The 11,719-nt window shown below is 34.6% G+C and carries 14 protein-coding genes and 1 pseudogene; all 15 read left to right on the top strand.

What is annotated here, in order from left to right:
* Positions 1-47 precede the first annotated feature (47 nt).
* The 15 genes and pseudogenes from P8625_RS09135 to P8625_RS09065 all read left to right on the top strand — a co-directional run bounded on the left by P8625_RS09135 (position 48) and on the right by P8625_RS09065 (position 11,716).
* Complete coding sequence (locus tag P8625_RS09135; protein WP_279650161.1) at positions 48-659, top strand: TetR family transcriptional regulator C-terminal domain-containing protein; 612 nt, start codon at positions 48-50, stop codon at positions 657-659.
* A 46-nt stretch (positions 660-705) separates the two neighbouring features.
* On the top strand, positions 706-2,016 hold the full coding sequence (locus P8625_RS09130; RefSeq protein ID WP_279650160.1) for an ABC1 kinase family protein: 1,311 nt from the start codon (positions 706-708) through the stop codon (positions 2,014-2,016).
* Complete coding sequence (locus P8625_RS09125; protein WP_279650159.1) at positions 2,017-2,631, top strand: flavin reductase family protein; 615 nt, start codon at positions 2,017-2,019, stop codon at positions 2,629-2,631.
* Positions 2,628-4,043 carry an SDR family oxidoreductase gene (locus P8625_RS09120; RefSeq protein WP_279650158.1) on the top strand — a complete coding sequence of 472 codons (1,416 nt, stop codon included), beginning with the start codon at positions 2,628-2,630 and terminating at the stop codon, positions 4,041-4,043. Before P8625_RS09125 ends, P8625_RS09120 begins: the two co-directional genes overlap by 4 nt.
* Positions 4,044-4,049: 6 nt before the next feature.
* Entirely contained in the window at positions 4,050-4,193 is a 144-nt protein-coding gene (locus tag P8625_RS09115) for a DUF2256 domain-containing protein (RefSeq protein WP_279650157.1), read from the top strand.
* Positions 4,160-5,455, top strand: a complete 1,296-nt coding sequence (locus P8625_RS09110) for a DASH family cryptochrome (RefSeq protein ID WP_279650156.1) — start codon at positions 4,160-4,162, stop codon at positions 5,453-5,455. The genes P8625_RS09115 and P8625_RS09110 overlap by 34 nt, the downstream gene beginning before the upstream one ends.
* On the top strand, positions 5,448-6,983 hold the full coding sequence (locus P8625_RS09105; protein ID WP_279650155.1) for a cryptochrome/photolyase family protein: 1,536 nt from the start codon (positions 5,448-5,450) through the stop codon (positions 6,981-6,983). The genes P8625_RS09110 and P8625_RS09105 overlap by 8 nt, the downstream gene beginning before the upstream one ends.
* A gap of 86 nt (positions 6,984-7,069) precedes the next feature.
* A complete protein-coding gene (locus P8625_RS09100) occupies positions 7,070-8,533 on the top strand; it encodes a cryptochrome/deoxyribodipyrimidine photo-lyase family protein (protein WP_279650154.1) in 1,464 nt (487 codons plus the stop codon).
* Positions 8,534-8,537: 4 nt separating this feature from the next.
* Positions 8,538-8,963 (top strand): hypothetical protein, encoded by a 426-nt coding sequence (locus tag P8625_RS09095; protein ID WP_279650153.1) that lies wholly within the window; start codon positions 8,538-8,540, stop codon positions 8,961-8,963.
* Positions 8,947-9,219, top strand: a complete 273-nt coding sequence (locus P8625_RS09090) for a TIGR03643 family protein (RefSeq protein WP_279650152.1) — start codon at positions 8,947-8,949, stop codon at positions 9,217-9,219. The genes P8625_RS09095 and P8625_RS09090 overlap by 17 nt, the downstream gene beginning before the upstream one ends.
* Positions 9,220-9,636: a 6-pyruvoyl trahydropterin synthase family protein gene (locus P8625_RS09085; RefSeq protein ID WP_279650151.1), complete on the top strand. Its 417-nt coding sequence runs from the start codon at positions 9,220-9,222 to the stop codon at positions 9,634-9,636.
* Positions 9,599-10,284, top strand: a pseudogene (gene folE, locus P8625_RS09080) (GTP cyclohydrolase I FolE). Before P8625_RS09085 ends, folE begins: the two are co-directional and overlap by 38 nt.
* Positions 10,281-10,505, top strand: coding sequence for a hypothetical protein (locus tag P8625_RS09075; RefSeq protein ID WP_279650150.1), 225 nt, complete (start codon positions 10,281-10,283; stop codon positions 10,503-10,505). Before folE ends, P8625_RS09075 begins: the two are co-directional and overlap by 4 nt.
* The gene (locus P8625_RS09070; RefSeq protein ID WP_279650149.1) at positions 10,502-11,182 is read left to right on the top strand and encodes an SDR family NAD(P)-dependent oxidoreductase; all 681 of its coding nucleotides are present in this window, start codon (positions 10,502-10,504) and stop codon (positions 11,180-11,182) included. Before P8625_RS09075 ends, P8625_RS09070 begins: the two co-directional genes overlap by 4 nt.
* Positions 11,183-11,191: 9 nt before the next feature.
* A complete protein-coding gene (locus tag P8625_RS09065) occupies positions 11,192-11,716 on the top strand; it encodes a CIA30 family protein (RefSeq protein ID WP_279650148.1) in 525 nt (174 codons plus the stop codon).
* Positions 11,717-11,719 lie beyond the last annotated feature (3 nt).

The raw sequence follows: 11,719 nt of genomic DNA, 5'->3' as shown, positions 1-11,719 counted from the left end.
ATGGCAAAAAAAAGAACATAACAAAAGAAAGATTGATCGAATGGTACATGAATACTGTATTAACTACAGGTGAACCAACTTCAATATTTGCCTTTGCAAAAGAAAACAATTTTGAAGAAGCAGACTTTTACAAACATTATTCAAGTTTTGAGAGCTTAGAAAAAGCCATTTTCAAAGTTTTTGCAAAAGAAACGATTGCATTGCTACATAAAACCGACGCTTATGCAGACTATTCGGCAAAAGATAAATTACTGAGTTTTTATTTTACCTTTTTTGAGTTGCTTACAGCGAACAGGTCGTATGTGATGCTACAATTTAAAGGAATGAAAAGCGATTTTTCAAAACTATCGGTATTAAAAGGACTACGTGCAGAATTTATAGACTATATAAATGCACTCAATCTCGAAAAAATTGATTTTAAGCACGAGAAGGTTAATAAAATTCAAGACCAAACAGTTGCAGAAGGCTATTGGATGCAGTTGTTGATTATTTTAAAATTTTGGGTGGATGATGAATCTCCAAACTTTGAAAAAACAGATGTGTTTATAGAAAAATCAGTCAAAGCCAGTTTCGATATTCAACAAATAGCCCCTGTAAAAAGCGTAATCGATTTGGCAAAATTCTTATGGAAAGAAAAATCGCCAATGATGGCTAAGTAATAATTGTCTCAATTTTTTGCGACTAAATGAAAAAACAAAAACACACATGAAGACTTTAAATAAAATACCTACCTCTAAAATTGAACGAGCTACCAAACTAGTTTCAACAGGGTTAAAAGTTGGAGTGAACTATGCGAAGTATTACGGTAATAAAATTACCAAATCAGAAGAAGAAGCCAAAAAACAATTAAATGAAGACAATGCTGCCGATATTTATGACGGATTAAAAGAGTTAAAAGGATCTGCCCTAAAAGTGGCACAGATGTTAAGCATGGAAAAGAATATTTTACCCAACGCTTATGTCGAAAAATTTTCGTTATCACAATTTTCGGTACCGCCACTATCAGGACCATTGGTAAACAAAACCTTTAAGAAATATTTTGATAAAACGCCTAATGAGGTATTCGATACCTTTACATCAGAATCGGTAAATGCAGCAAGTATAGGACAGGTTCACAAAGCAACTAAAAACGGGAAAAAGTTAGCCGTTAAAATTCAATACCCAGGAGTAGCAGACAGTATTTCAACCGATTTAGCTATGGTAAAACCCATTGCCATGAAAATGTTTAATATCAAAGGCGAGGGCTCAGACGAATACTTTAAAGAAGTCGAAAATAAGCTGTTAGAAGAAACCAATTACGAATTAGAACTTGCCCAAAGTAACGAAGTAGCCGAAGCATGTAAACACATTCCGAATTTAAAATTTCCAAAATACTATCCAGCATTATCATCAGATAGAATTTTAACCATGGATTGGATGGAAGGGGTACACCTATCGGAATTTACAAAAGAACAACACAGCGAAGAAGTTTCAAATATACTCGGGCAAGCTTTGTGGGATTTTTATATGTACCAAATGCACGTCTTAAAAAAAGTACATGCCGACCCGCACCCAGGGAATTTCCTAGTATCTAAATTAAACGAATTAATTGTCATTGATTTTGGCTGTATGAAAGAAGTTCCTGAAAGTTTCTACGTTCCTTATTTTGAATTGGCAAAAAGAGAAAACATTGAAAACCCTGCTTTTTTTGAAGATAAACTGTACGAGTTAGAAATTTTAAGAACAGATGATACTCAGGAAGAAATCACCTTCTTTAAAGCGCTTTTTTACGAAATGTTATCGCTTTTCACAACACCATTTCAACAAGAAGAATTTGACTTTTCAGATGAGGTGTTCTTCGGAAAGATAGCAGACTTGGGGCAGAAATACGCCAAAAGCACCGAACTTAAAAAAATGAATGGAAATAGAGGTTCAAAACACTTTATTTACATTAATAGAACTTTTTTTGGTTTGTATAATCTTATGCACGATTTAAAGGCAAACGCCATAAAAATAAACAACTTTAACACCCTATAAATGCATCTTACACGTCAAGAAATAGACGAGTTTCCTCATATTTATAAAATAAATTTGATGAATAGTATTTCTGGTTACAAGCCGGCAAACCTCATTGCTACAAAATCGAACGATGATATCACGAATGTAGCGGTGTTTAGTTCCGTAGTACATTACGGTTCGAGTCCAGCAATTTTAGGTTTTGTGCTGCGCCCAACAACCGTGGTAAGGAATACCTATAACAATATAAAAGAAACAGGATTTTACACCATCAATGCTATTAACGAGGCAATTATAGAAGAAGCACATCATACCTCAGCTAAATATCCGTCAGAAGTTTCAGAATTTGATAAAACAACTCTATCAGAAGAATATAAAAATAATTTTCATGCTCCGTTTGTGGCAGAATCACCGTTACAAATAGGGATGAAATTCTTAGAAGAACACCCTATCAAAGCCAACGGAACTATTTTAGTATTGGGTGAAGTAACTGACTTATATTTTAAAGAATCAATGCTTTCAGAAGATGGTTTTTTAAACCTATCAACAGAAAAAATTGCAGCGATTAACGGATTAGATACCTACATGGTAGCTGAAAAATATAAAAGACTCTCTTACCAAAGACCCAAAGAATGAAGATCTTAGTTACAGGCACCACAGGCTATATCGGAAAACGATTAATCGTTAAATTACTCGAAAGTAACCACCAATTAGTTTGCTGTGTTCGTGACTTAGATAGAATTCCCGATGAATTTGAAAACAACCCGAATGTTACATTTATCAAAGTAGATTTTTTAAATGCCGAAGACACCAGCTTTCCCAAAGACATAGATGCTGCCTACTATCTCATTCATTCGATGGCGACCAGTTCAGAAAATTTTGAAAACTTAGAACTTACCTGTGCCAAGAACTTCAAAAAATTAGTAGAGCCAACCAACTGTAAACAAGTAGTATATTTAAGTGGTATTGTAAACGATAATTCGTTATCCAAACACTTACAATCACGATATCAAGTAGAACAAGAACTACGCTCAGAAGCATACGCATTAACCACTTTTAGAGCAGGAATCATTGTAGGTAGCGGTAGCGCTTCCTTTGAAATAATAAGAGATATTGTAGAAAAACTTCCAGTAATGGTCACTCCGAAATGGCTAAAAACCAAAACCCAACCATTAGCCGTTAGAGATGTTTTAGCATTTTTAGAAAACACCCTGCTTGTAGAGAAAACCTATAACCAATCGTTTGATGTTTGCGGACCAGAAATACTTACTTATAAAGAAATGCTATTGCAGTTTGCCGAAGTAAGAGGACTCAAAAGATACATTTATACCCTGCCTGTGCTTACACCAAAACTATCTTCTTACTGGTTGTATTTTGTTACATCAACCTCTTTTAACTTAGCCAAAGCGTTGGTAGATAGTATGAAAGTAGAAGTAATAGCAAAACCCAGTAATATAAACGAGTTGCTAAATGTACATCCGATGCCATATAAAGAAGCAGTTGCCTTGGCATTTCAAAAAATAGAACAAAATGAAGTAATTTCTAGTTGGAAAGATGCCATGAGTAGTGGCGTATTTCAAGACCAATTAGCAAAGCATATACAAATACCCCAATACGGCTGTTTTAAAGATGAGCGGGTACGAGAAGTACGAAACGAAAAAGACACCTTAAATAAAATTTGGAGTATAGGAGGAGAAAATGGATGGTATAAATTTAATTTTCTTTGGAAAGTTAGAGGATATATAGACAAACTTTTTGGAGGAGTGGGTTTACGAAGAGGACGAAGACATCCCACAGAATTAGAACCTGGTGATCCGCTCGATTTCTGGAGAGTACTGTTGGCAGATAAAAAAAGCAAACGCCTAATTTTACTGGCAGAAATGAAACTCCCAGGAGAAGCGTGGTTAGAATTTAAAATTGAAGAAGGGAAACTATACCAAAGAGCTATTTTTAGACCTAAAGGAATTTGGGGAAGAATGTATTGGTATGCGGTATTACCCTTTCATGGAATTATCTTCAAACAACTCATTAACTTTTTAAGTAAATAAAATTTATTGAAAAAAGAACACCTACCTACCAAAATATGTGTTGTTTGTGGCCTTCCTTTCACTTGGAGAAAAAAATGGGAACGCCATTGGGAAGAAGTCAAATATTGTAGTCAAAAATGCAGAAAAAACAAAAACAAGAATGTACGTTAGTTTGGTTTCGAAACGATTTGCGACTGCAAGACAATGAGTTGCTAGAAGAAGCGATTAAAACTCAAAAGTACCTCGTGGCTTTTTATGCTTTCGACCCCATTTTTTTCAAAAAACAACACTCTTTTGTACGAACAGAAAAGTTTAGAATAAATTTTTTAATAGAAACCCTAAGAGAATTAAGAGATGCTTTATCGGTTTATAACATCCCCCTTTTTGTAGCTACGAAACCCACGGAAGAAATGGTTGCACAGCTACAACACCAGTTTTCTATAGTAAATATCGTATATCAAGAAGATGCTACTTTTGATGAAGCGACTATTGAAAAGAGAGTTCTAAAAACATTACCCAAAGAGGTACATACAATAAAAGTTACCAATCAATATTTATATACCCCTCAGCAAATAGACGAACTATTTACAAAAGGAATACCCAAATCGTTTTCATCATTTAGAAAAAAAGTAGAGAAAAAACTCGAAGTATTACCTATTACCACCTACCGAATACCCATACAAGAAAAACTATACGACTCTGTATTTGAAACCCCCAATTTTTCTGAATATACACAACCGAAAAATACCGCTTTTCCTTTCAAAGGAGGAGAACGTGAAGCGCTGAAAAGAGTACAGTCGTATTTTTTTGATACTACTAAGGTCGCCACTTATAAATACACGAGAAATGAGCTGTTAGGGGTTGATTACAGTACAAAGTTTTCTCCGTGGTTAGCCAACGGTTCTTTGAGTGCACGCACCATTTATTGGGAGTTAAAAAAGTTCGAGAAACAAGTAAAAGCAAATGTATCTACCTATTGGGTGTATTTTGAGCTTTTATGGAGAGATTTTTTTAAGCATACAGCGCGATTTCAGGGAACTAAAATTTTTATGCCTAGCGGAATCCAAGAAAAGCGCATAACAACCCACCAAAATAATGAAATTATTGAATGTTGGACACACGGAAAAACAGCCAGTGATTTTGTAAATGCCAATATGATAGAGTTAAGAGAAACGGGTTGGATGAGCAATCGAGGAAGACAAAATGTAGCCTCTTATTTTGTGCACGATTTGCAGCAAGATTGGAGGGTAGGAGCCGCTTATTTTGAGTCACTGTTACTCGACTATGACCCGCATAGTAATTATGGTAATTGGATGTATATAGCAGGAGTGGGAAACGATACAAGAAATAAAAAATTTGATGTTAATTGGCAAGCAAACACCTACGATGCCAAGAGCGTTTTTACAAACCAATGGAATAAAGTAAATGAGTAAAACACTACGAATCATTCTCGGAGATCAGCTAAATATAGAACACAGTTGGTATAAAGAAACCGATGATAATACGGTATATGCGCTCTTTGAAATGAAACAAGAAACCAGTTATGTTAAGCATCATATTCAAAAAGTAGTAGGATTCTTTTTAGCAATGCGAAACTTTGCTAACGCATTGAGAGAACAAGGGCATCGTGTAGCCTATATGAAAATTTCAGATAAAAAGAACAAACATCAACTCATAGAAAACATAGAACAGCTCGTTAAAGAACACCATATTACAGCCATACATTATCAAGAGCCCGATGAGTTTCGTTTAGATGCACAACTTCAAAAAGGATTAAAAAAAATCGGGCTGCCGCTAAAAGTATATACAACAGAACATTTTTATACCACGAGAAATGAGCTTGAGAAATTTTCAAAAGATAGAAAGAAAACGGTTATGGAAGATTTTTACCGTTACATGCGTAAAAAGCATCAGATACTTGTAGAAGGAGATAAGCCTGTCGGAGGTCAGTGGAATTACGATAAAAACAATCGAAAAAAATGGAATGCAGAGGTGCTTATACCCCTGCCTTACGAACCAAGAAACAACTGTAAACAAATACTTCAGGAAATCAAAGAAGCGGGCATCACAACGTTTGGAGAGCGAACTGCTGTATTCAATTACCCTATTTCAAGAAAACAAGCCAAAGCACAACTCGATTATTTTTGCAAAGAGTTACTTCCTTTTTTTGGAGACTATCAAGATGCCATGCATACATCGCAAGACTTTTTATTTCATTCAAAACTATCTTTTGCGATGAATACAAAATTGATAAGTCCGAAGGAAGTTGTTGAGGCCGTTGAAAATGAATTCTACAAAAGCAGCAACATTGATATTTCGCAAGCGGAAGGTTTTATAAGACAAGTAATCGGTTGGCGAGAATATATGAGAGGCATTTATTGGCAATTAGGTGTCGATTTTAAACAAGAAAATTTCTTTAAAAATAAGGCAGATTTACCCAATTTCTTTTGGACGGGGGATACCAAAATGAACTGTGTAAAAAGAGCTATACAAAATTCATTACAAAATGCCTACGCACACCACATTCAACGCTTAATGATTTTGGGGAATGTAGCGTTGCTACTCGGAGTAGCTCCCGATAAAGTTGATGCATGGTATCTAGGCGTGTATGTAGATGCTATAGAATGGGTGCAACTACCCAATACCAGAGGAATGAGTCAATTTGCAGACGGTGGTTTAATCGCTACCAAACCCTATGTGTCAAGTGCGAGCTATATTCATAAAATGAGTAATTATTGTAGCAGTTGTTTTTACAATCATAAAACAAAAACAAATGAAGATTCTTGTCCCTTGAATACCTTATACTGGGATTTTTTACATAGAAACAAGGAGGTGCTAAAAAACAATCATCGTATGAGAATGATGTATAGCCTGCTAAATAAGATGGAATCTAAGCAAAAAGAGTTTCATGAAATTTTAGAAAAGGCGAAAAAAATTAAAGAAGCACCAGACTATTGTTAAAATCTATCCTTCTATAATTTTGTTTAATAATAATAATTAATAGTTAAACAAAAATTTTGTATATTTGATTTACAATCATTTACAAATTGAAGATACAAGAAGAAATAGCAATTGTTTGGTTTAAAAGAGACCTCCGTTTACACGATAACGAAGCTGTTTTTAATGCCGTAAATTCTGGTAAGAAGGTGTTGTTAGTGTATATTTTTGAAGACAGTTTACTGAAAGACGAACATTATTCTGAACGTCATTGGCACTTTATCAAAGAATCTATTGCCGACTTGAACGCTACACTATCTAAATACGGTACACGTGTTTTAGCGGTAAACTCCGAAGTAATTCCTTTCTTTAGTTATATCAAATCACTTACCAATACCACACAAGTTTTTTCGCATCAAGAAACAGGGTTACTCAAAACCTATCATAGAGACAAAGCTTTTAAGAGGTTTTGTAATAACAATGACATTGTATGGAAAGAGAACATTCACAACGGGGTGTTTAGAGGAAGAGAAAATAGAGAGCTTTGGATAGAAGATTGGGAAAGCTTTATGAATTCAGAACAATTTGCACCCAGCTTTGCATCGAATACATTTGTATCTTCTGAGGAGATAACTACCATAGCCAAAGACCTAAAAGAAGTAAACCTAGAAACCAAAAACGAAGGCTTTTTTCAAAAAGGAGGAAGAGTAGAAGGATTAAAATACCTACATAGCTTTTTAAATCAGCGATACCTTTATTATACAAAACATATTTCTAAACCAACAGAGGCTAGAGAGAGTTGTAGTCGATTGTCGCCTTACATTGCTTGGGGAAATCTCTCAGTAAGAGAAGTATACCAAGCAGCAAGAAAGATAAGACCAGTAGCTGAAAATAAAAGAGCCATAGATGCCTTTATTTCACGATTGCGATGGCAAGCACACTTTATTCAAAAATTTGAAATGGAGTGTATTATGGAAAAAGAAAGCATTAACAAAGGCTTTCGAAAGTTGAAGAAAGAAGTGACTGAAAGATACATAGAGGCTTGGAAAAAAGGACAAACAGGAATTCCGTTTGTAGATGCCTGTATGCGCTGTTTAATAAGTACAGGTTATTTGAATTTTAGAATGAGAGCAATGTTAGTTTCTTTTTTTATTCATAACCTATGGCAGCCTTGGCAAGAAGCCTCAAAGTACTTGTCGAAACTATTTTTAGATTTTGAGCCTGGTATTCATTTTCCGCAGCTACAAATGCAGGCAGGTGAAACAGGAATCAATACCATTAGAATATACAATCCTATAAAAAACGGATTAGAGCATGACCCAGATGCCTTGTTTATAAGTAAATGGGTTCCAGAGGTAAAGCATTTGCCTGTTGCTTTCAAGCATCAACCATTTAAAATGACAGCTTTAGAGCAAAAACTCTACAATTTCAATCTTGGAAAAGAGTATCCTAAGCCGATTGTAAATATTGATACTTCTAGAAAAAAAGCATCAAAAACTATTTGGGAAATGCGCAAAGACCCAGAAGTAATTCAAGATAATTATCGAATATTAAAAAAACACGTAGTAAAGTAAAGAAATGCTATTCAATGTAACACATACCAATAAAGAAAATCAGTTGATAATAAACCACATAGTGGGTGCCCGTTTCAATTTTTTTAAGTCTATAAAATTAAATGGAATAGGCTCTGGAAAAATGATTATAGAGGAGGTTAGTGAAAATTTTAAAGAATTAATTTCAGACACGAGTGATTTGAATTACGGAAATATAGAGTTGCGCCCTGGAGGCATTCTTGTTTTTGTAACCAAAAAACTACAACGCTTTTGTTGGACAATTCCTTATTATAAGCTGGTCGTATATAAAAATGAGTCTTTTAGCATTTATGCAGATGCCAACTTTATACGGTTTAGAAAAGACAAGAATTACAGAGAGAATCAAAAGTTTATAAGAAAAATGATGAACCTAAAGATAGCGTTCAAACAAGAGTATGCGTATGACAGATAGGGTAGTAGATAGAATCATCGAAATGGCTTGGGAAGACCGTACTACCTTCGATGCCATTGAATACCAGTTTGGCTTGAAAGAACAAGAGGTTATACAACTCATGCGAAGAGAGTTAAAACCTTCAAGCTTTCGATTATGGAGAAAACGAGTACAAGGTAGAGCGACCAAGCATCAGGCAAAAAGAGATTTTGTAAAAGGTAGATTTAAGTGTACACGACAAAAAAGCATTAGTAATAATAACATAGCCAAGCGATAAATGAAAGAGCCAAGAGTAGCCATTACTAGAAAAGAACATTTTAACGCAGCGCATAGGTTGCACAATCCGTCGTGGTCTGCAGCTAAAAATACGGCAGTTTTTGGAAAGTGCAACAATCCGAATTTTCACGGACATAATTACGAACTAGAAGTCACTATTATCGGAACCATACATAAAGAAACGGGTTATGTAATTGACACGAAAATTTTATCAAACCATATTAAAAAAGAAATACTAGAACCCCTAGATCACAAAAACTTAAATGTTGAGGTTTCAGAATTTAAAGAGTTAAATCCAACAGTTGAAAACATAGCTGTTGTAATTTATAACCGCTTAAGAAAAGTAATAGAGCGTGATTTAGACATTAAAATAAAACTTTATGAAACACCTAGAAACTTTGTTGAATACCCCTGTTAAGAATGATTTAACAGTTGAGGATATTGGAGACAACCACATGTGTACAGGTATTGAAACACCCATGATCGATGAAGCGTTTTTAGTTTCTGATGAAGAAAAAAAGAAAAAATAGCCTATTTATTTGAGGAAATCATGAGAACAATGGGCTTAGATTTAACCGACGATTCTTTAAAAGGAACTCCTCAAAGAGTAGCGAAAATGTATATCGATGAAATTTTTTCAGGATTGAATCCAGAAAATAAGCCACAAATTGCCTTGTTTGACAATAAGTATCAATACAATCAAATGTTGGTAGAAAAAGACATTCAATTTTACTCTAACTGCGAGCATCACTTTGTGCCAATTATAGGAAAAGCTCATGTAGCCTATATCTCGTCAGGAAAGGTAATTGGATTGTCAAAGTTGAACAGAATTGTTCAGTATTATGCAAAAAGACCTCAAGTACAAGAGCGATTAACCAATCAAATAGCCAGAGATTTACAAAATATATTAAACACCAAAGACGTAGCTGTAATTATAGATGCCAAGCACTTGTGTGTTTCATCTAGAGGAATCAAAGACGATTCTTCATCAACAGTTACTTGTTTTTATGGGGGTGTATTTAATACGCCAGAGAAAATTGTTGAACTTCAAAACTATTTAAAATGAGCACCGTAAACTTAATTCAAGAAGCCTTAGAGTTTGAAAGAAACTACAAATCATTCAAAAGCAGAAACGAAAAAATAATAGCTTCACGTAAAGCCAAGGAAATTGTGTTGTCTATTAACGAAGTGTACAAAAAGAATAAAGACAAACAATTAATGGATATTATGAAGCGTATTACGGTCATCAAACAAAAAGTAGAAAAAAGATTAAAAGGGAGGTTATGAAAACAATCGTAGTAGTAGGTGGTAGTAGTGGTATAGGAAAAGCTATTATTGATACTTTGAAAGACCAGCATAAAATCATCAATATTAGTAGAACTGAACCAGAAAGCCATAAAAATCTCAATCATTATTCATGCGATGTTGTTAAAGACGAACTTCCAATATTAGAGGATGATATTCATGGCTTGGTGTATTGCCCAGGGAGTATCAATCTTAAATCTTTTTCTAGATTGAAGATAGAGGATTTTCAAAACGATTTCGAGATCAACGTGATGGGAGCAATTAAAACACTAAAAGCCTATGAAAGCTCTTTGGCCAAAAACAACGGAAGCGTAGTGTTATTTAGCACCGTAGCATCCTTTTTAGGAATGCCTTTTCATGCGAGTATTGCTACGAGTAAGTCGGCAATAGAAGGACTTACAAAATCGTTAGCTGCCGAATATGCAACAAAAATTCGATTCAATGCCATAGCACCCACAGTTACCGATACTCCGTTAGCTACTCGATTGCTGCGAAATGAAAAACAACAAGAAAGTTTGCAAAATAGGCATCCTTTAAAAAAATATTTGAAACCAGCAGAAGTAGCAAGTTTAGCAAGCTATCTGCTATCAGACGATGCTGCAGCCATCACAGGACAAATAATTCCTATCGATGCAGGTATTGTAAGTGTAAAATTGTAAGTAAATAAGATGAAATGGATACTATTATTAATTCTTTGTATAGGTATGAATGATGAAATTGTAATTTTCGACGGTAAGAGTAACCAAAATGAGTGGAACATTACCAACGATACTGTGATGGGAGGAGTGTCTAATTCTTCTATGAAAATAGATGAAACAGGGAAGGCTATTTTTTCAGGAGAAGTATCTACCGAAAACAATGGTGGCTTTGCCATGACACGCTTGCCAGTTAAGGTAGCGTTTGAAAAAGATAAAAGGGTAATAAAAGTAAAGCTCAAAGGTGATGGGAAACAATACCAATTCCGACTAAAATCCAGTAAAGAACAACGTTACTGGTACGTTCAAAATTTTAAAACAACCAATCAAAAAGAAGAAATTATATTATCCTTAGCAGAATTTTATCCTTCCTATAGAGGTCGTAAACTTGATTTTGAAAATTTTTCAGCCAATAAAATAGAAGAAATAGCCATTTTAATAGGAAACAAAAAAGACGAGCAGTTCTCGTTAGCCATAGAAAAAATAACAATTCAATAATAC

Source organism: Tenacibaculum tangerinum (assembly GCF_029853675.1).
Classification (GTDB): Bacteria; Bacteroidota; Bacteroidia; order Flavobacteriales; family Flavobacteriaceae; genus Polaribacter; species Polaribacter tangerinum_A.
The sequence above is the reverse complement of the archived record's forward strand: the minus strand, read 5'-3'. Positions and strand labels throughout refer to the sequence as shown.

What these genes read in the sequence shown, in the direction of transcription:
- P8625_RS09135 (WP_279650161.1), top strand. Translation starts at nt 48, where the DNA reads ATGAATACTGTATTAACTACAGGTGAACCAACTTCAATATTTGCCTTT.
- P8625_RS09130 (WP_279650160.1), top strand. Translation starts at nt 706, where the DNA reads ATGAAGACTTTAAATAAAATACCTACCTCTAAAATTGAACGAGCTACC.
- P8625_RS09125 (WP_279650159.1), top strand. Translation starts at nt 2,017, where the DNA reads ATGCATCTTACACGTCAAGAAATAGACGAGTTTCCTCATATTTATAAA.
- P8625_RS09120 (WP_279650158.1), top strand. Translation starts at nt 2,628, where the DNA reads ATGAAGATCTTAGTTACAGGCACCACAGGCTATATCGGAAAACGATTA.
- P8625_RS09110 (WP_279650156.1), top strand. Translation starts at nt 4,160, where the DNA reads ATGCAGAAAAAACAAAAACAAGAATGTACGTTAGTTTGGTTTCGAAAC.
- P8625_RS09105 (WP_279650155.1), top strand. Translation starts at nt 5,448, where the DNA reads ATGAGTAAAACACTACGAATCATTCTCGGAGATCAGCTAAATATAGAA.
- P8625_RS09095 (WP_279650153.1), top strand. Translation starts at nt 8,538, where the DNA reads ATGCTATTCAATGTAACACATACCAATAAAGAAAATCAGTTGATAATA.
- P8625_RS09090 (WP_279650152.1), top strand. Translation starts at nt 8,947, where the DNA reads ATGCGTATGACAGATAGGGTAGTAGATAGAATCATCGAAATGGCTTGG.
- P8625_RS09085 (WP_279650151.1), top strand. Translation starts at nt 9,220, where the DNA reads ATGAAAGAGCCAAGAGTAGCCATTACTAGAAAAGAACATTTTAACGCA.
- P8625_RS09075 (WP_279650150.1), top strand. Translation starts at nt 10,281, where the DNA reads ATGAGCACCGTAAACTTAATTCAAGAAGCCTTAGAGTTTGAAAGAAAC.
- P8625_RS09070 (WP_279650149.1), top strand. Translation starts at nt 10,502, where the DNA reads ATGAAAACAATCGTAGTAGTAGGTGGTAGTAGTGGTATAGGAAAAGCT.
- P8625_RS09065 (WP_279650148.1), top strand. Translation starts at nt 11,192, where the DNA reads ATGAAATGGATACTATTATTAATTCTTTGTATAGGTATGAATGATGAA.